20 protein-coding genes are annotated in these 16,718 nt (G+C 66.9%); 9 read left to right on the top strand and 11 right to left on the bottom strand.

The window, feature by feature from the left end; all coding sequences use genetic code 11:
- Positions 1-124: 124 nt before the first annotated feature.
- From U5S82_03020 to U5S82_03010, 3 genes are all read right to left on the bottom strand, one after another.
- Positions 125-1,057: a rhodanese-like domain-containing protein gene (locus U5S82_03020; protein MDZ7750643.1), complete on the bottom strand. Its 933-nt coding sequence runs from the start codon at positions 1,055-1,057 to the stop codon at positions 125-127.
- 132 nt (positions 1,058-1,189) lie between these two features.
- Entirely contained in the window at positions 1,190-1,471 is a 282-nt protein-coding gene (locus U5S82_03015) for a hypothetical protein (protein MDZ7750642.1), read from the bottom strand.
- Between the two features lie 477 nt (positions 1,472-1,948).
- Complete coding sequence (locus tag U5S82_03010) at positions 1,949-3,256, bottom strand: MFS transporter (protein MDZ7750641.1); 1,308 nt, start codon at positions 3,254-3,256, stop codon at positions 1,949-1,951.
- Between the two features lie 198 nt (positions 3,257-3,454).
- On the opposite strand from U5S82_03010, the gene U5S82_03005 reads away from it, so the two are divergent.
- The 3 genes from U5S82_03005 to U5S82_02995 all read left to right on the top strand — a co-directional run bounded on the left by U5S82_03005 (position 3,455) and on the right by U5S82_02995 (position 5,238).
- The gene (locus U5S82_03005; protein MDZ7750640.1) at positions 3,455-4,051 is read left to right on the top strand and encodes a DNA polymerase ligase N-terminal domain-containing protein; all 597 of its coding nucleotides are present in this window, start codon (positions 3,455-3,457) and stop codon (positions 4,049-4,051) included.
- Positions 4,052-4,073: 22 nt separating this feature from the next.
- On the top strand, positions 4,074-4,985 hold the full coding sequence (gene ligD / locus U5S82_03000; protein MDZ7750639.1) for a non-homologous end-joining DNA ligase: 912 nt from the start codon (positions 4,074-4,076) through the stop codon (positions 4,983-4,985).
- A 106-nt stretch (positions 4,986-5,091) separates the two neighbouring features.
- The gene (locus U5S82_02995; protein ID MDZ7750638.1) at positions 5,092-5,238 is read left to right on the top strand and encodes a hypothetical protein; all 147 of its coding nucleotides are present in this window, start codon (positions 5,092-5,094) and stop codon (positions 5,236-5,238) included.
- A 16-nt stretch (positions 5,239-5,254) separates the two neighbouring features.
- Here the strand turns inward: U5S82_02995 and U5S82_02990 are convergent, their stop codons facing one another.
- Positions 5,255-6,715 carry a thioredoxin fold domain-containing protein gene (locus U5S82_02990; protein ID MDZ7750637.1) on the bottom strand — a complete coding sequence of 487 codons (1,461 nt, stop codon included), beginning with the start codon at positions 6,713-6,715 and terminating at the stop codon, positions 5,255-5,257.
- A gap of 226 nt (positions 6,716-6,941) precedes the next feature.
- Complete coding sequence (locus U5S82_02985; protein ID MDZ7750636.1) at positions 6,942-7,256, bottom strand: hypothetical protein; 315 nt, start codon at positions 7,254-7,256, stop codon at positions 6,942-6,944.
- A gap of 261 nt (positions 7,257-7,517) precedes the next feature.
- Here U5S82_02985 and U5S82_02980 point away from each other — a divergent pair, with 261 nt between their 5' ends.
- Complete coding sequence (locus U5S82_02980; GenBank protein ID MDZ7750635.1) at positions 7,518-8,186, top strand: DUF480 domain-containing protein; 669 nt, start codon at positions 7,518-7,520, stop codon at positions 8,184-8,186.
- A gap of 197 nt (positions 8,187-8,383) precedes the next feature.
- Here U5S82_02980 and U5S82_02975 read toward each other — a convergent pair whose 3' ends face one another.
- The gene (locus U5S82_02975; protein ID MDZ7750634.1) at positions 8,384-9,187 is read right to left on the bottom strand and encodes a sulfite exporter TauE/SafE family protein; all 804 of its coding nucleotides are present in this window, start codon (positions 9,185-9,187) and stop codon (positions 8,384-8,386) included.
- A 69-nt stretch (positions 9,188-9,256) separates the two neighbouring features.
- On the opposite strand from U5S82_02975, the gene U5S82_02970 reads away from it, so the two are divergent.
- Positions 9,257-9,427: a hypothetical protein gene (locus U5S82_02970; GenBank protein MDZ7750633.1), complete on the top strand. Its 171-nt coding sequence runs from the start codon at positions 9,257-9,259 to the stop codon at positions 9,425-9,427.
- 130 nt (positions 9,428-9,557) lie between these two features.
- Here the strand turns inward: U5S82_02970 and U5S82_02965 are convergent, their stop codons facing one another.
- The 4 genes from U5S82_02965 to U5S82_02950 all read right to left on the bottom strand — a co-directional run bounded on the left by U5S82_02965 (position 9,558) and on the right by U5S82_02950 (position 11,820).
- Entirely contained in the window at positions 9,558-9,959 is a 402-nt protein-coding gene (locus tag U5S82_02965) for a DUF4112 domain-containing protein (GenBank protein ID MDZ7750632.1), read from the bottom strand.
- A gap of 346 nt (positions 9,960-10,305) precedes the next feature.
- Positions 10,306-11,130, bottom strand: coding sequence for an OmpA family protein (locus tag U5S82_02960; GenBank protein MDZ7750631.1), 825 nt, complete (start codon positions 11,128-11,130; stop codon positions 10,306-10,308).
- A 29-nt stretch (positions 11,131-11,159) separates the two neighbouring features.
- Entirely contained in the window at positions 11,160-11,540 is a 381-nt protein-coding gene (locus U5S82_02955) for a DUF4398 domain-containing protein (protein ID MDZ7750630.1), read from the bottom strand.
- 10 nt (positions 11,541-11,550) lie between these two features.
- Entirely contained in the window at positions 11,551-11,820 is a 270-nt protein-coding gene (locus U5S82_02950) for a hypothetical protein (GenBank protein MDZ7750629.1), read from the bottom strand.
- 662 nt (positions 11,821-12,482) lie between these two features.
- Between U5S82_02950 and U5S82_02945 the strand changes: the two genes are divergently transcribed.
- The 4 genes from U5S82_02945 (at position 12,483) to U5S82_02930 (ending at position 15,521) form a co-directional block, all read left to right on the top strand.
- On the top strand, positions 12,483-13,097 hold the full coding sequence (locus U5S82_02945) for a DUF2238 domain-containing protein (GenBank protein MDZ7750628.1): 615 nt from the start codon (positions 12,483-12,485) through the stop codon (positions 13,095-13,097).
- Positions 13,098-13,308: 211 nt separating this feature from the next.
- Positions 13,309-14,439 carry an FAD-dependent oxidoreductase gene (locus U5S82_02940; protein MDZ7750627.1) on the top strand — a complete coding sequence of 377 codons (1,131 nt, stop codon included), beginning with the start codon at positions 13,309-13,311 and terminating at the stop codon, positions 14,437-14,439.
- A 91-nt stretch (positions 14,440-14,530) separates the two neighbouring features.
- Positions 14,531-14,938 (top strand): hypothetical protein, encoded by a 408-nt coding sequence (locus U5S82_02935; protein MDZ7750626.1) that lies wholly within the window; start codon positions 14,531-14,533, stop codon positions 14,936-14,938.
- 151 nt (positions 14,939-15,089) lie between these two features.
- The gene (locus U5S82_02930) at positions 15,090-15,521 is read left to right on the top strand and encodes a hypothetical protein (GenBank protein MDZ7750625.1); all 432 of its coding nucleotides are present in this window, start codon (positions 15,090-15,092) and stop codon (positions 15,519-15,521) included.
- A 163-nt stretch (positions 15,522-15,684) separates the two neighbouring features.
- Here U5S82_02930 and U5S82_02925 read toward each other — a convergent pair whose 3' ends face one another.
- Positions 15,685-16,638, bottom strand: a complete 954-nt coding sequence (locus tag U5S82_02925; protein MDZ7750624.1) for an AraC family transcriptional regulator — start codon at positions 16,636-16,638, stop codon at positions 15,685-15,687.
- Between the last annotated feature and the right edge of the window lie 80 nt (positions 16,639-16,718).

The following is a 16,718-nucleotide window of genomic DNA, read 5'->3' as shown; positions in this document are numbered from 1 at the left end:
AGGGCGGGGAGGGTCACTCCTTCCCGACCCCTATCATGGACGAATCGCCGAGGGAGCTCGGCTACGGTGGATTTCGGTAGGAGCTGAGCCCCTCGGCGATTTTTCTTACTGGTCTGCGAGCCAATCAGTCGGCAACGTTTATCCGCCGATCGACCACCGGCTGGTCCTGGCGCGTCCAGTCCGCCATCGAGCCGTCGTAGGCGCGCACGTCCTTGTTGCCGAGCAGTTCGCTGGCGACGAACCAGCCCATCGCCGAGTTGTGGCCGGTGTTACAGAACGCGATGTGGCCCTCGTCCGTTGGCACCTTGGCCAAGCGATAGACCTCCTCCAGACCACGCGTGCTGCGATAGCGGCCGGTGTTGTCGATCGTCAGCCACTCGATCGGCAGGTTGGCCGCGCCGGGCAATGTGCCGCGTTGTTTGACCTTGGCGTGGCGGTTGATGCCGAGAAACTGGTCCGGCCCGCGGTAGTCGACCAGGCCGGTGCGCTCCGCCAGGGCGCGCTGCACCTCGTCGCGGCCGACCAGCATATCGCTGCGCAGCGTGGCCCTGAAGCTCTTGGGTTGCGGCTTGCGCTCACCCGGTTCGAGCACGTTCGTCTTGTTGGCGGCATAACTCTCGGTACCGCCGTCGAGGATCGAGACCGGGTCGTGGCCTAGCACCTTGAGGGTCCAGTAAACGCGGGTCGCCGCACCCATACTCTTTGCGCTGTTACCGCGCGGGCTGATGACGACATGGGTGTCGTTGTCGATGCCCAGAGCGCCGATCAGCGCCTCCAGCTTGTCGACCGGCGCCAGCATGCCGGGCACATTGTCGACCTTGGTCCGCCAGCCAGCGGTATGGTAGTCGGTGTGAACCGCGCAGGGTACATGGCCCTTGCGATAGTCGCCGGCCGATTGGCCGTCGATCTTCTCGCTGCGGATGTCCAGTACGACCACGCCGGCATTGCAGCCATTAGCCTTGATCCAATTCCCGTCGACCAGCGGCTGCACCGGCGTAGCGGCCTGGACGAGGTAGGGCGAGACGGCAAGAATGCCGGCCAGAATTGATATTTTCATAGCGTGTATCTCCGATCGTTCATCGTTGCTCTTGTGCTGCACGCCGGCCGGCCGAAACCGTCCCGGCGCAGGCGCAGCGGACGTCGTCCGGACCGGGCAGGGCGACCGCGGCCCCCCCCGGCCGATATCGTGTCAGCTGCCGGCTAGCCGATGCAGCAGAGTGTCTTCTTCAGCCTGGCTGAGGAACAGGCCGGTCGCCGAAACATCGCCGTTGATGCAGGGCTCGAGTTCGAGCGCCAGCTGTTCAGCGTGATAGCGGTCCTCCTCGGCCTGGCTGGCAAACAGGCCGCTGGCCGACACGCCACCGTTGATACACGGTTCCAGCGCGAATTCGTCGACCTCCGATGCGTTTGCCAGAACGCCGGTCAGCATCAGTGCCTGGATGGTTGCCAGGCGAATCCATCGTGTTTTCATGATCCATCTCCTGTCTTTGAGAGTTGCAATGTCGCCCCCCTGTCGGGGCTTGACTTAATGTTTAGCAGCGCGGGCGGCCGCCGATGCAACCAAAGTCCGACGGTTATCCAACCGTCTGGCGACCAATGGCCGGGGCACGCTGGCGCGGCCACTCAACTGGCCGGCGATGGAGATATGGCCCATTATTCTTCAGGCTCATCAGCAGAATTCGTGGGTATGGAGATGAAGAATTGCCTCTCGCCAAGACCAAGGTCGGGCTGTAGGTCGGGCTGTAGGTCGGACTTCAGTCCGACACCCAACGCTGGCGGGTGGTACCGACCCGGCGCGCGGTATGCGCGGCGGGTTTGATTGTCGGGATGAATCCCGACCTACATTCGTGCCGAAGGAACAGGCGGTGGGGGGTGTTGTGCTCCGGGGTCAGAGACACGCGTTCTGAGATCATCCACGGCGGGGCCTTGACCGCCCGGGCGGCCCCCGTCAGTCGGAGACCTCGGGCAGTCGCAGGGTATAGGCGGCGGCCACCAGGGACAGCACCCCCAGCAGCAGGATCACCTCCGCCGTACCCACCACGTCGGCGAGCAGGCCCACCGCCCCGGCCCCCAGCATGGCGATGCCGATGACGGTGTTGCTCACCGCCACCATGGCGGCGCGGTTGTCCTGGGAGCCGAGGTCCACCAGATAGACCTTGCGCCCCAGGCGCACACCGCTGTGGGCCACGTTGAGCACCAGGAACAGGGCGGCATGGACGTAGCCATGATCCAGCCACGGCGTGGCGGCCAGAAACCACGTGCCGATACCCAGTACGCCGGCCAGGGCCGCGGCGGCGGCCATCACCCGGCGACTGGAGAGGTCCCCCAGCCAGCCCCACACGGGGGCACTGATACTGGCGGCTAAAGCGCCCGCGATCATCAGCAGGCCGAGGCCGCTCACCTCGCCGTCGGTGCGGGATTGGGCCAGCAGCACATAGAAGGGCGCGGCCAGGGCCACCGCCAGCAGCCAGATGCGGCCGATGACATAACGCCGGAACACCGGGTCGGTCTTCAGCAGGGCGAGGTTGCGCAGGGCCTCCCCCAGGGCGTTGCCGCCGCCGCTGGTGGCCCCGGGGGCCTCGCGGATGGCGGCGAACAGGCCGATAGCCGGGAGCCACATGGCGGCCGCCAGCAGCAGCAGGCCCGCCACCAGGAACTGGTCGCCGTCGCCCCGGGCCTGGAATTCCACCACCAGCCCGATGGCCAGGGTGGCCAGCCCCGCCGCCGAGGTGGCCAGGCCCATGAGGCGCCCGCGCCGGCTCTTGGAGACCGCCTTGCCCAGCACGTCCTTGGCTGCCACCGAGCACAGGCCGCGGGCGAGGCTGAACATCACCAGGGTGGCGGTGACGGCCCAGCCCGCCGTGGTGCCCTCCAGGACGAGTCCCGCCAGCCCCATCAGCAGCAGGGCCACCGCCGACAGGGCGGCGCCGGCTACCCATACCCACTTGCGAATGGCCAGGCCCCGGATATAGGCGGCCACGGCCAGCTGGGGTATCAGCACTCCCGCCTCGCGGATGGGCACCAGGAAGCCAATGAACACCGCCGGCGTGCCCAGCACCCCCAACAGCCAGGGCAATACCAGCCGGGCGCTGGCGATCTCGTCCGCCACCTTGCTGAGGAGGTTGGCGCCCAGGTAGGTGAAGAAATTATGGGGCTGGTGATTGCAGGCGGAGTCCGGAATGTCCTTGCAGACCCGGGCGTCCTCATCCCCGCTGATGAGGTCGTAGAGGCTCTCGATGCGGCTCTTGTGATACATCGGTAGGTGCGCACATTGGGATTGAGGGCGGCATCATAGCCCAGCCTGCGCCGCCGGGGCGCGGGTCCGGCCACCCGATGGCCCGCGCCGCGATGGGAGGCGGCCGCGCCGCCGCGCCCCGCCGCACGGGTCGTGGTTGCGCGGCCCTGTCTCTTCTGCGAGGTGACAATGGCCGCCTTCCTTGCTTGAATCATGGTTATGTCCGACAAACTCAAGGCCTACCGCGGCAAGCGGGATTTCCGCAAGACGGCGGAGCCGGCGGGTGACGATACGCCGCACCAAGGCGGCCGCCGCTTCGTCATCCAGAAGCACGCCGCCCGCAACCTCCACTACGACTTTCGCCTGCAGGTGGACAACGTGCTGGTGTCCTGGGCGGTGCCCAAGGGACCGTCCACGGATCCGCGTACCCGCCGCCTCGCCATTCGCACCGAAGACCATCCCCTGGACTACGCCACCTTCGAGGGCGTCATCCCGGAGGGCGAATATGGCGCCGGTACGGTGCTGGTGTGGGACCAGGGCGAGTACCGCAACCTGCGGGCGGAGAAAGACGACGATGGGACGGACATGGCCGGGGCCCTCGAAGAGGGGCTGGTGGAGGTGTGGCTGGAGGGGGACAAGCTTAAGGGGGGGTATGCTCTGAAGCGCATCCGCGGCGGCCACAAGCCTCAATGGCTGCTCATCAAGATGGATGACGACGAGGCCGACGCCCGCCGGCGGCCCACCAGCACCCAGCCGGAGTCGGTGCAGACGGGACGCGGACTCGAAGACGTGGCTGACGAAGAGGACGGTGCCTGATCATGGTATGGCGGAGTCGTCCATGAAGCGCATCATGGTGGGGGGGCGGGACATCGAGCTCAAAAACCTGAATAAGGTATGGTTTCCCGACGCCGGTATCTCCAAGGGGGACGTCGTGGACTACTATCTCGACCTCGCCGACATCATGATGATGCACCTGTCGGAACGCCCCCTGACCCTGCAGCGCTTCCCAGACGGCATCGACGCCGAGGGTTTTTATCAGCAGCAACGGCCGGACTATTTCCCCGCCTGGGTCGAGGGGGTGTCTCTGCCGCGTGCCGGTGGCGGGGACGATAAGGTGCACCACATCGTGTGTGGCGACGCCCCGACCCTGGTCTACCTCGCCAACCAGGGCGTCATCACCTTCCACGGCTGGCTGTCCCGCGCCGGGCAGCCTCACCATCCCGACCGGCTGGTGTTCGACCTCGACCCCGCCGGTGACGATTTCACCCCCGTCAGGGCCGCGGCCCGGCGGGTTGCCGGGCTCATGACCGACCTCGGCATGACCCCTTTCGTGATGACCACCGGCTCGCGGGGCCTCCACGTGGTGGCCCCGCTGGACGGTAGTGGCGACTTCGATGCCGCCCGGGCCTGCGCCCATGCCATGGCCGCGCGGTTGGCGCGCGAGTATCCCGACGAACTCACCACCGAGCAACGCAAGGATAAGCGGGAGGGCCGCCTTTATCTCGATGTGATGCGCAACGCCTATGGCCAGACCGCGGTGGTGCCCTACGCCCTGCGGCCCCTGCCGGGGGCACCGGTGGCCACGCCCCTGGACTGGGACGAGCTGGACCGATCGGAGCTAGGGCCGCAGCGCTACCATCTCGGCAACCTGCGCCAGCGTCTCGGCCAGAAGCAGGACCCGTGGCGGGACATGAACCGCCACCGCGTCGCAGTGGCGAGGGCGAGGGAACGTCTCGACGGCGGGCGGTGATGGCCGTCCTTCAGGGTCGCCATGCCATTTCAAGGACGATGCCTTCAGCGGCGTCGAGCACATCGGCATCCTCGACCCCACCCTGGCTTTGGGCCAGGTCTTCGAGGTGACGGCGGCTGATCTGCGGGCCCTGGACCTCATAGGCTATGACGTGGCCGCGGTGCCCCTCCCGCCCGCCTGGGTCTTGATGGTGTCGGCCCTGGTGCTGCTGGGACGCCGGCGGGTCGGAACCTTTATTGAGGCCCGGGCATAGGCGGACCCGCCGGCGATCAGCGGGATACGGCGGTGCGGGCCCGGATGGCCTTGTCGCGTCGCCAGCGCTGCAACTGGGGGTCTTCCGGAGGGGTATCCTCCAGCACCATCTGCAGGGACCCTTCCATGCGGAAGCGCAGGGTCTCCGAATCGATGCGCATGACCTCGCGACCCTGACGGTCGAACAGCACCACCGCCGGAGCGTAGGACAAGCCCAGCGTCCCGTACCATGCCGCTGCCGTGGTGCCCTCACCGGTCGGGGTGATGACGGGGGTCTCGCGATCGCCGATCTCGAGTCGCCGCACCTCATATTCCTCCAGCAGGCCACGTATGGCCTCGTCGGCGAGCACGCGGCGGTGGAAGCGGGCGCAGGCCGGGCAGTCCCGCTCCTCGAACAACACCATCAGCGGCCGGTCGCTGGCCGCCCCCCGGCGGTCGAGAATGTGGGGCGGCGTGGCGAACAGGGTGTCTTCCGCGAGGGCGGGTCGTGTCTTCGAGGACACGGTGGGCGAGGGCCGAGCCGCCATGAAGCTGCGCAGCGTCATGTGCCGATGGTGTCCGCCCTCGAGATAGTCAAGGACCTGGCGGAACCGTTCGGGCGGATAGTAGCCGACGATCTTGAGCAAGCGCCTGCCGCCCTCGCCGTAGAAGATCAGAGTGGGGGTCAGGCTCGCCTTCTCCGCCTTCACGAACTCCTTGACCCTATAGCGCGTGCCGTCCACGGCCGTCATCATGGAATCGTCGAAGATCTCCAGTCCGATGATGTCGAAGGCATCCGTCAGCCGTTGCCTGATGTCCTGCCGGCTCAGGGATTTGTCGAGGAAGGCCTTGCAGTAGCTGCACCGGCGGGTGCTGACGAAGAGCATGATGCCCTGCTTGCGGGCGTCCAGCGCCTCCCCGAGGTTCACGTCGAGGTCGAGGAAACTCTCCTTGAACCAGTCCGGAAACTCGACATCGACGAACACGTCCTCGGCAAACTCGTGGCGGTCTGGGACATGGGCGGGCGAGGGCTGCGCCTCGAGCCTTGCCGTAAGGAAGCGCGCGAGTTCGCGGTGACCCGCGCGGCCGGCCCAGTGCACGGCCGAGGCGCCCTCGTAGTCCTTGAAGTCGAGCCGGGCGCCGGCCGCCAGCAGATGCTCCACCAAGTCCCTGCGGCCCCGTCCCGCCGCCCGCATGAGAACGGATACACCGCCCGCGTCGCGGGCGTCGATGTTGGCGCCGGCGGCGGTGAGTCGCTCGGTGATGGCCAGTGGTTGTGCAGTGGCGAGATGCAGGGCGGTTTCACCCTGCCGGTTAGCGGCGTCGGGAGGCGCACCGGAGCCCAGCAGCCGGTCCATGGCCGCGACTTCCCCCCGTTCCACCGCCGCCATCAACTCGGTGGGGCCGAGGGCAACGGATGTGGATGGCGCGGCGGCGGGGTGGGTATCCGCGAGGAGCACGGACAGGACTAGAATGAAACGGGTGATGCTCGGGCCCATGGCGTCTGCTCCGGTGGCGGTGGTCTCAATGACAGGTATAGGGCGATCGCGGGCCGGAGTTGCGACGAAATCCCGACGTTACTCCAACGTTTTTTCTTCTATACGATGCCACGGCAGATCACCGCTCCTGGACGGCGATGAAGGTTTTTTTCGCGGAGAGGTTCACGGACTGACGCCTCGCCGGCACCCCCAGGGGGTGGACGTGGTGATCTACGGGTGCCGGTCCTCAGGGATCGAGTTTGAGGGAGAGCTGATCATCGGCCGGCCGTGAGGCATCGTCCTCAGACGGCGTGGGCGGGGAGACCACGGTGCGCACGGCGGCCAGCCCCTCGTCGAGGAACTTGAGGGCGTCCTCCAGGGCCTCCTGTACCTCGTCCACCACGTCTCCGAAGGCCGGCTCCAGGTCCTCCTCGTAGGGGTCGAAGAGTTCCGCCTCCTCGGTCTCCGGGTGGCACAGATCGGAGGTCAACAGCTCCTCCAGGCCGGGATCGCCGTCCTCCAGGAACTTCAGATTGATGCCGCGCCGTTTCATACCCTGCATATCATAGCCGTCCTGCGTTACGGGCCCAAACGCCCGTCGTTGGCGTTCCCTTCAAAACAGCCCCGTCTTGCCGTAGAAGCGGCCGCCGCTGGTTCCCCGGCGCGCGCGGGGTCTTTGGCCCCCACCGTTTCATGGTAGCTTGCATGGTCCGTCCCTGCCCCCCGCAGGGGCTACAGGCCGGCCCTGCCGGGATGGGAAACCTGACCCCGTTGGGAGGGGGGCTGGGTATACTCTCCACTACACCACGAGAGAGGAACCGCCGTGCTACCCAATCTGGACCCTACCGAAGCCCGCATCATCGGCTGCCTGATGGAGAAATCCGTGGTCACGCCGGACCAGTATCCCTTGACCCTCAATGCCCTCACCAACGCCTGCAACCAGAAGTCCGCGCGCGACCCGGTGATGTCCCTGGACCCCGGGGTGGTCCAGCATACCGCCCGCGGCCTGCGGGACAAGAACCTCGTGCACATCGAGGAGAACTTCAAGACCGGGCAGGAGAAATACAAGCAGCGCCTGTGCAACACCACCTACAACGATTTCCACTTCGACGCCGCCCAGTTCGCCATCGTCTGCCTGCTGCTGCTGCGCGGGCCCCAGACCCCGGGGGAGCTGCGGGCCCGCAGCGGGCGCCTCCACGCCTTCGCCCATAACGAGGCGGTGGTGGACGCCCTCAACGGACTCATGGCGGAGGACGAGGGCCCCGCCGTGGTGGTGCGCCTGCCCCGTACGGCGGGCCGCAAGGACTCGGAGTACATGCATCTCTTCGGCGGCCCCGTGGATGTGGAGGCCCGCGCCCGGGAAGTCGCGGCGGCCCCCTCCGCCGGCGGGTCCCGGCGGACGGACCTGGCGGAGCTGGTCGAACGGGTGGAGCGCCTGGAGGCCGAGGTGGAGGCCCTGCGGGCACGGCTGGAGGGGCCCGCGGGTTCATAGTTACCTCTCATGGCGATACGCGCCGCCCAAGATGATGAAAGAGGAGCGCGTATCGCCATGTTCGTTCCCTCACCCCATCCCTGTACTCCGGGCATCCTGCCCTTCGCCCTGCGGGCCGCGCCAAGGCGCGTTCAAATCCGTTCCCGACGGATTTGTCCCAGAGGGAGAGGGGGAGATCGTGCTTCGCGACTTTCACGTTAATATACGGAGGCCACGTACTGGAGGATCAATACGGTCGCCATTACCGCCAGCAGCCGGCGCAGCCAGCGCCGGTAGGTCATGGCGCTGATGCGGTCCCGCAGGGCCATGCCCCCCAGCAGCGCCGCCAGGGCCGCCAGGGCCAGGGGCCCGGTGGTGGCCATGGCCCCGGGCGTGAGGAGCCCGGCCTGGCCGAACACTCCGATCTGCACCAGTTTGGCCGTGAGGAAGCACATGTTGAACACCTGGACCGTGGCCCGGGTGTCGGCCTGGAGTTGCAGGAACATGATGATGAGCACCGGCACCATCACGTTCGCCGCGCCCCCCATGAAGCCCGCCACGGTGCCGAACACCACCATCGCCACCCAGCGTCGCCGCACCATCCAACCCAGGTCGATGGCGGCGAAGCGCTCGACGTTGAGATAGAGGAGCACCAGGCCGGCGAGCACCAGGCGGAAGGGGTCGGGGTCACCGGTCACGAGCAGGGAGGCGCCCGCCAGGCTGCCCACGGCCACGAAGACCGCCAGGGGCCAGTAGCGTCCCACGCTGTCCCGCCAGCGCCCGCCCCGGGCGATGCTCACCACGTTCACCACCACGGTGGGCAACAGGGTGATGAGGATGGCGCTGCGCACGTCCGTCAGCAACGCCAGCAGGGGCGTGGCCACCATGGGAAAACCGAGGCCCAGGGTGCCGTGTACCAGCCCGGCGAACAGCACGATGCCCAGCAGGGCCAGGTAGAGGGCGAGGGTGATATCCGGCAGACCAGGCATGGCGAAGAGGTTAGCCGCTCGTGAGGGGACCATGGTGCCGGCGTCCGGCGGGCGCCATCGCCCGCAGGCCCGGTACGGACCGATGATGCCGCCGGCCCCGGCATGATGCAAAGGCACGGTGCCGTGGCCGCGGTGGCGCCCAACGTCATCACCGTGCGCACCGCCGACCTGATCGAGACCGCCCGCCACTTGTTGGGCCGGGCCCTGCAGGCCCGACATGATGGTTACGGGGCCGTCGTCACGCCAGCGCCCATCCGCATCCAGGGTCGATAGCCACGATCCATACCCGGGACAACCGTCATCGTGAAGACCGATGCCGTCATGTTGCCTGCCGGAGCCCGAGCGGGTGGGCACTTGCTTCGAGGACTGGACTCCGCGCCGTGTCCAACCCGGGACGAGGTATTCAGTGTGACGATGGGTCGTCCCCTCGGCCGGCGGTTGCGGCCGCCCCATCCAGATGGGAGTCGAGAAGGTCGATGTTGCGCCGGTTGGCCTTGAAGGCGAAGTCGAAGGCATCCCCCAGGACTGGAATGGTGCCGACGAGGAGATCCACAAGGACATTCGAGATCATGCGCAGGATGACATGGCCGGGTACCTCGAGGCGCGCCGCCTCCGCCACGATATAGGCGGACACACTTGCAGCAACCAGGTCCCCGATCCCGGGGATCAGACCGATGAGGCCGTCGATCCCGATTCTGAATCCCCCGGGTAGCCGAACGGAACTGTCCAGCAGCCACGCGAGGCGGCTCAGCCGGGCACGGATCCGTGCGGCATCGTCAGGGTGGCCGGGGGCATCGCGCGTCATGGACCGTTCCCGGTGCATCGACTCGTCCGCGGTGCTCCCCACCGGGTGGTCCCGGCGGGGGTGTGGGCGTGGGCCGTCCCCTCGCCCAAGGCAGGGACGCCCGGGGTGTGGGGCAGGGTATCCATGGCGGGATGGTCCCTCGCGACCGTAGGGAACGGTGTTAGCAGAGCAACTCCCGGCCTACAGGGGCGGGCCGTCGTTGGTATGCTCACCGATCCACGGAGCCCATCCTTCCCGCCACGAGACTCATACTGCCCGGCGGTGGACCATTTGGGCGATGACCCCTGGCCGGCAGACCACCGCACCGTCCAGGTCGTAGAAGCCAAAGCCAGGTTTTCGTATTTTGCTAGCGTGAAGAGACGTCGCCGACCTCCTTGGACAGGATCATTTCCACGCGCCGGTTCAACTGACGGCCCATGGCGGTGTCGTTGCCGGCGACCGGTGACTCCTCGCCGTAACCGCGGGTAGTGATGCGATCGCGGTGGATACCCATACCCAGCAAGGACGTGCGTACGGCATTGGCACGACGCTCGGAAAGCTCGAGGTTATAGTCGGTACTGCCGCTACTGTCAGTGTATCCCTCGATCTGCACATTGCGCTCCGGGTACTGCTTGAGAAAGCTGGCGAGCTTTTCCAAGCTGCCGATCCCGGCTGGCTTGAGTTGCGCCTTGTTGGTGTCGAACAAAACGTCGCCGAGGGTGATCACCAGGCCGCGCTCGGTCTGTTTCGCATTTAACTCCTTTAGCTCTGCTTCGAGCTGGCTGGACCGCGCTTCCGCATCACGTGCCTGCTGCACGGCCTTGTCCACCTCGGCCGTCCTGGCCGCGAGGCGAACATCGCCGCGCTCCCTGGAGGCATTCGTGACCGTTTTCTCAGCCGCCTTCTGCTTGGCGATCTCCTGCGCAATCGCGGTCCGTTGCTTCGCCAGATAGGCCAGATGAGTGACCATGGCCGTATCGTCCTGCCTGCTCTCTGCATCCGTTGCTTTAGACAAGGCCTCGCCGGCCAGTTTCAGTTCATACGAGGCAAGGTCGACGACTTGGGGATTGGCTTGTGCCGCTTGGTAATCACTACGCGCCTCATCCAACTGCGAATTCTGCGGCATGGACGCGCAGCCGGCTAGCGTTGCTGTCGCGACGAGGGTCGCAAAAAAAAGCCTGTTTATATTCATGACGAACTCCCGGGAGAATGAATGCTGATTTATTTACGGTCGATTTCCTCGCGCAGCACGCGGCTGTCTTCCAGTACAGTGACCGCCGCCTCCTGCGCCTTGGCCGCACGGGCCTTGGAGGCCGCCAGCTGGGCATCCACCTCCGCCTGCTCGGCCAGTAGGCGGGCATCCTGATAATCCTGTTCTGCCATCGCCTGAACGGCGCGCTCGAGCTTGTCTTGGGCCTCGCGCATATTCGCGGATGCATACTCGTTCCCACCCGCGCTGGCGGCATTGGAAACGGCCGTCTTTGAAGCGGCGACCTGTTCTGTCGGCGCGGGAATACTGGCGCAGCCGCCAATCAATACGGCAGCAAGGCCAATCCCGCTCATGCGCCGAGACCATCTGAATTTTGAAATGGGTTTCATCATCTTGTCATCCTTACAGGTTAAATGTGGGCCGCGCCGCACCTACTTTGGCCACGCTGCCACCGTCATCCTCCCAACCATCGGGCCCGGAGTTCGGCCAGGTCGTTTTCTGGTTGCCGATGGATTCAATGTCGGGAGACCCTGTTCCCGCAATGAGGGTTGTTGCTGTTCTTGGGCGCGGGTCGCCGGCCGTGGACGGCGCTGCCGCAGATGAGGGACCGATGCCGAGTGTTATGGCATGGGCCATTGTTGGGTAGCCTGCGAGTGAGTGCAGTTTTTCCATGGGATCTCTCCTTTGGGATCGACCAGCGAAATCGCCAATCGGGTTTTTCAAGTTAGGCCTTTGGAGGGTTGATTTCTGCTGGCTAGCGCACTTGGAACGCCATGAGCCTTTGCCCCCGCTTTTCATGCGCCCGCGCCGGATGTGCGCTGACAGTCACATCCGAGGCATCTCTTCCTCGATCCTGGGAACCAGCAGAAACTTATCGAAGTCCGAAAAAACTCAGGATGAACAGGACGATGACGATGAGCCCGACGATGTAGATGATGTTGTTCATAAGATCCTCCTCCGCGGTTGTCCGTACGACTGGATGCCATGGGTCAACCGAGTTCCTACACCATATCCGTGCCAAGAGGCCTGGTCGGTACGATAGCGCACGCTGGGATCACGATATGGGCCGGCTGCCAGGTCCGGCGCGCGCATCCGGCGCTAGAGCGGCGCGGGCGCGCGCGTGTTGTAATGGCATCTGAAGTGACCGCTATTGGTCAATAATCCTGGTCCATCCCCCGATGGCTTCAGCCACGGAGGGGAGGCGTCACGTTCCCTATCGTCCCGGCGTGGCTGCTGCTATTGCCCACGCCCTCGGTGGGGTGGAGTAACCTAAGCACCGTGGATATGCTCCGGAAACTTCCCGGGCGGCAGCGCCGTCCGCCCCAGGTGCCCGCGTGACGGGGCGTGTCCTGTGGGCCGGGGTCTTCCTCGCCGTCCTCGTCTGGTCCGCCATCGGGCCCAAGGACCGGCTCACCTGGTTCCTGGAGGTCGCCCCCGCCCTCGTGGGCGCGGGGGTGCTGGCCTTCAGCTACCGGCGCTACCCCCTGACACCCCTGGTCTACGGCCTCATCCTCGCCCACTGCGTGATCCTCATGGTGGGCGGCCACTACACCTACGCCGAGGTCCCCCTCTTCGATACCCTGGCGGAGTTGACGGGCTCGGGGCGCAACAACTATGACAAAGTGGGTCACTTCGCCCAGGGTTTCGTGCCGGCCCTCATCGCCCGGGAGATCCTCGTGCGCAACGCCGTCATTCCTGCTCCCGCCTGGCGCAATTTCTTCATCGTCTGCTTCTGCCTCGCCTTCAGCGCCTTCTACGAGCTCATCGAGTGGTGGGTGGCACTGGCCTCGGATGAAGCCGCCGACGCCTTCCTCGGCACCCAGGGTTATGTGTGGGATACCCAGTCGGACATGGCCCTGGCCCTGGTGGGGGCCATCATCGCCCTGCCGCTCCTCGGCCGGCTGCATGACCGGCAGTTGGCCGAGCGGCCCTGGCGGGCCGGACCGTAGTGGTGTTATCACGCCGGATGACGAGTCGGGCCCGGCATGGCGGGCGCGACAGGATCATGCCGGCGCAAGCCGGAGTCCAGAGTCCCCGGTTTCGTCGGCTGCCCGGAGCAGCCGACCTACTATCGCCCACCAGAGTTTGTAGGTCGGTTGCTCTCGGCAACCGACGGTCTCACCCGGCCTGCCCGCCGGTTCTCCCGGCTGGCTGGTGGCGATGACGAAGGTGGACGTGGTGGTGGTGGGGGGTGGCCTCGGTGGCCTCTACAGCGCCTATCGCCTTGCCGCGGTGGGGCTGTCCTACGTGGTGCTGGAGGCCACGGAGCGCCTCGGTGGCCGTATTCTTTCGCTGCCCGTCGGGGACACGGCCCCCCTGGGCGTGGACCTGGGCCCTACCTGGTTCTGGCCCCACCAGCGACGGATGCACGGACTGTTGGCGGAACTCGGGATCCCCTGGTTCGAGCAGTACGTCGAGGGCGACGCCCTCTACCAGATGGAGCCCGGCATGGCGCCCCAGCGTTTCCAGGGTGCCGGCGCGATGATCGCCTATCGCGTCCGGGGAGGGTTCCAACGCCTGGTGGACGGCCTCTCCGCCAGCCTGGACCCCGCCTGTGTGCGCCTCGGTCACCCCGTGACCACCCTGGAGCAAAGGGGAGGGCTCTGGCGGGTCGGGGTCGGGGACGGCGCGGGTCAGGCCAGCTTCGAGGCCGCCCACCTTGTCCTGGCAGCGCCCCCGCGGCTGCTGTTGGAGCGCCTGCCCCTGGCCCCATGGCTGCCCGCCGGGGTCCGCGAGCGACTGGCGGCCACGCCCACGTGGATGGCCGGCCAGGCGAAGTTCGTGGCCACCTACCGCCGCCCCTTCTGGCGTGCCGCGGGCCTCGCCGGCGATGCCTTCAGCCGGGTGGGACCCCTGGTGGAGATCCACGATGCCTCGGCGGACCGAGAGGCCGGCCCCGCCCTGTTCGGTTTCGTGGGGCTGCCGGCGGCGGCACGGGCGGGCCATGGCGAGGAGGCCCTCAAGGCCCTCTGTCTCCACCAACTGGCGGGGCTGTTCGGCGCCGAGGCCCTGAAGACGGAGAACACCTACCTCAAGGACTGGGCGCGGGATCCCTGGGTGGCCACCCCCCGGGACGGTATGGAGCCGTCCATGCACCCGCAACTGGATCTCGGCCCCTACCGGGAGACCCTGGCGACGCTGCGGTTGGGGTTCGCGGCCACCGAGGCGGCGCCCATGGAAGGTGGACTCCTCGAGGGTGCCTTGCTGGCCGCGGAGGTGGCCGTGGCCGATATCATGGCCGCCCGTGGCGCCTCATCGATTGGGGCCCGGGAGCTGACCTCGGGGCCCTGATGGAACGCCCCCGCCGAAACGACGGTCGTAAGGGCTTTGGACAGGGGGTGGGTCGGTTAACGCCCCGCCTTGGACAGGAGATTCGAAAGTCATGATAAGAAAAATAGCGATTTCCATCGGGGTCCTGGCGGCACTGCTGGGCGTCGCCTTCATCTTCACTCTGGTGGCCGTGAAGCCCCTCTCCACAGACCTCTCCATGGTGGGTCAGGGCAGGCCGGCGCTGGTGCTCGCCTACGAGAATTATTCGCCGGCCGGGGCGGCCGCCCTCGAACGCCTGCGCCACGTCAAGGGGGATTACGAAATGCGCGTCGATTTCCTGGTGGCCGATCTGGGTACTCCCCAGGGCCGGGCATTCGCCGAGCGCCACGACATCGACAACGGCGTGGCCGTCTTCCTGAGGCAGGACGGCAGGCCCCTGCGGGTCACCACCATCCCGGCGGACGAGGAGGACCTGCGCCGGCGCCTGGATGGCAAGCTGGCGGAAGTTGAAGGTCTCTAGCAACGGCCCCACCCAGCCGTGATGCCACGGCGGCCGTGCAGAAATGCAACGACTCAAGCCTGCCCCCGGGGGTGGCTCAGAGGCCTGAAAGAGCGGGTCGGGGGATACGGTCGGTAGGGGGTATACCCATGATGTCCTGACGGAGGTGCCTATGAACGACCACAGCCGGAGGCTTGAACTCTCCCTGCTTTTTCTCCGCCTGACCGTGTTTCTGGTCATGTTCATGTGGACCGTGGACAAATTCGTCAACCCCGGCCATGCCGCGGCCGTGTTCGAGAGTTTCTACCGTATCCCGGGCCTCGAGGCGGTCGTGTTGTATGGCATCGCCGCCGCAGAGATGGTGCTGCTGTTGCTGTTCGTCAGCGGTGTCCTGAAGACCTACACCTATGGTGTGGTCCTGGTGCTGCACGGCATCTCCACCCTGTCGTCTTTCAAGCAATACCTCGCGCCTTTCGAGGGCAGCCACCTGCTGTTCTTTGCCGCCTGGCCCATGTTGGCGGCCTGCTTCGCGTTGTTCGTGCTGCGGGATGAGGACCGGCTGTGGTCCCTGGGCAAGACCGGGACCGCGGATACCGGCTCCTGAGGGCGGTCCGTTCAAGCCCCGCCGTTCGCGCGCAAGCGCGCTCCTGCAGGGGCGGGGTGCGAGTGGCCGCCGGCCGGGGAATACCTTCCCCGCAGGAGCGCCCTTGGGCGCGACAGATGCCGGGGAAATCCGGGTCTGGCCACGTCAGGCGCCGTCATCGCGGCTACGGTGGCTCCCGCCGCCAGCGGGCCGGCGGGGCGCCGAAGGTGCGCTTGAAGGCGCGGCTGAAGGCGGCTTCGGATCCGTAGCCGCATTCCAGGGCGATGCGGGCGATGGGCTCGCCCGAGCCGCGCAGCCGCTGGGCCGCATGTTCCAGGCGCTGGCGGGCCAGGTAGGCCATGGGGGCCTCGCCGGTCACCCGCGTGAAGCGCTCATGGAGGGCCGAGCGGGATAGCCCCACCAGACTGGCCAGATCCCCGGTGGTCCAGGGATGCTCGAGCCGGCGATGAAGCAGCACCAGGGCGCGCAGCACCACGGGATCGTGGGGTGGTTGCCCGGGCGCGGCCCGTTTCGGCGTGGTGCCGGTGGCGTAGCGGCGCACGGCCTCCATGAACAGGGATTCGGCCAGGCGGCCCAGGATGGCCGGGGAATCGAGGCGACCGCCGGCCAGGGCCTCGCCGGCAAAGCGCAGGGAACTCTCGATCCAGCCCGCCGAGGCGGCGTCGGCCACCTCCAGCTTCATCAGCGTGGGCAGCAGGCCGAGCACCGGATTGTGGGGATCGTCGCAGCCCAGCCAGCCGCACAGCAGGCGCGTCGGTGCGCCCCCGCCACCGTGCACGATGCGGTCCAGGCCGCCCTCCGGGCCCGGCTGGATCAGGGGATCGGCCCTGATGGGCACCAGCCCCGTCTCACTCGCCACGGTATGGAAGTCGTTGCGTGGCAGCACGATGATGTCACCGGCCCTCACCGCCATCGCCGGCAGCCCCTCCACTCCGACGAGGGCCTGCCCCTCGGTGACGTAGTGGTAGGCGATGATGTGGCGCGGCACCGGAGCATGGGGGCTGCAATCCTCCGGTTCGACCTTGGCGCTCACGCACCAGGGCGCGGTGAACTCGACGTCCAGGAAGATGCCGCCAGACAGGCGCGTGCCTTGCAGCAACTCCACCAGCATATCCATGGGCTTCGCTCCCCGGCGATTCCGGCGGACGGGTCAAGAGATCCGGCGTCATGGGCATTCCGACCGCGACCCCTTCTCCC

This window comes from Gammaproteobacteria bacterium (genome assembly GCA_034522055.1).
Taxonomy (GTDB): domain Bacteria; phylum Pseudomonadota; class Gammaproteobacteria; order JAABTG01; family JAABTG01; genus JAABTG01.
This window is presented reverse-complemented; position numbering and strand designations above follow the sequence as displayed.

Excerpts from the sequence above, each read along its gene's own strand:
- ligD (MDZ7750639.1), top strand. The coding sequence starts at position 4,074 with ATGAAGCGCATCATGGTGGGGGGGCGGGACATCGAGCTCAAAAACCTG.
- U5S82_02950 (MDZ7750629.1), bottom strand. The coding sequence starts at position 11,820 with ATGGAAAAACTGCACTCACTCGCAGGCTACCCAACAATGGCCCATGCC.
- U5S82_02960 (MDZ7750631.1), bottom strand. The coding sequence starts at position 11,130 with ATGAATATAAACAGGCTTTTTTTTGCGACCCTCGTCGCGACAGCAACG.
- U5S82_03010 (MDZ7750641.1), bottom strand. The coding sequence starts at position 3,256 with ATGTATCACAAGAGCCGCATCGAGAGCCTCTACGACCTCATCAGCGGG.
- U5S82_02930 (MDZ7750625.1), top strand. The coding sequence starts at position 15,090 with ATGAACGACCACAGCCGGAGGCTTGAACTCTCCCTGCTTTTTCTCCGC.
- U5S82_03020 (MDZ7750643.1), bottom strand. The coding sequence starts at position 1,057 with ATGAAAATATCAATTCTGGCCGGCATTCTTGCCGTCTCGCCCTACCTC.
- U5S82_02940 (MDZ7750627.1), top strand. The coding sequence starts at position 13,309 with ATGACGAAGGTGGACGTGGTGGTGGTGGGGGGTGGCCTCGGTGGCCTC.
- U5S82_02990 (MDZ7750637.1), bottom strand. The coding sequence starts at position 6,715 with ATGGGCCCGAGCATCACCCGTTTCATTCTAGTCCTGTCCGTGCTCCTC.
- U5S82_02935 (MDZ7750626.1), top strand. The coding sequence starts at position 14,531 with ATGATAAGAAAAATAGCGATTTCCATCGGGGTCCTGGCGGCACTGCTG.
- U5S82_02955 (MDZ7750630.1), bottom strand. The coding sequence starts at position 11,540 with ATGATGAAACCCATTTCAAAATTCAGATGGTCTCGGCGCATGAGCGGG.
- U5S82_02970 (MDZ7750633.1), top strand. The coding sequence starts at position 9,257 with ATGATGCAAAGGCACGGTGCCGTGGCCGCGGTGGCGCCCAACGTCATC.
- U5S82_02965 (MDZ7750632.1), bottom strand. The coding sequence starts at position 9,959 with ATGACGCGCGATGCCCCCGGCCACCCTGACGATGCCGCACGGATCCGT.
- U5S82_02925 (MDZ7750624.1), bottom strand. The coding sequence starts at position 16,638 with ATGGATATGCTGGTGGAGTTGCTGCAAGGCACGCGCCTGTCTGGCGGC.
- U5S82_02975 (MDZ7750634.1), bottom strand. The coding sequence starts at position 9,187 with ATGGTCCCCTCACGAGCGGCTAACCTCTTCGCCATGCCTGGTCTGCCG.
- U5S82_02985 (MDZ7750636.1), bottom strand. The coding sequence starts at position 7,256 with ATGCAGGGTATGAAACGGCGCGGCATCAATCTGAAGTTCCTGGAGGAC.
- U5S82_03005 (MDZ7750640.1), top strand. The coding sequence starts at position 3,455 with ATGTCCGACAAACTCAAGGCCTACCGCGGCAAGCGGGATTTCCGCAAG.
- U5S82_03015 (MDZ7750642.1), bottom strand. The coding sequence starts at position 1,471 with ATGAAAACACGATGGATTCGCCTGGCAACCATCCAGGCACTGATGCTG.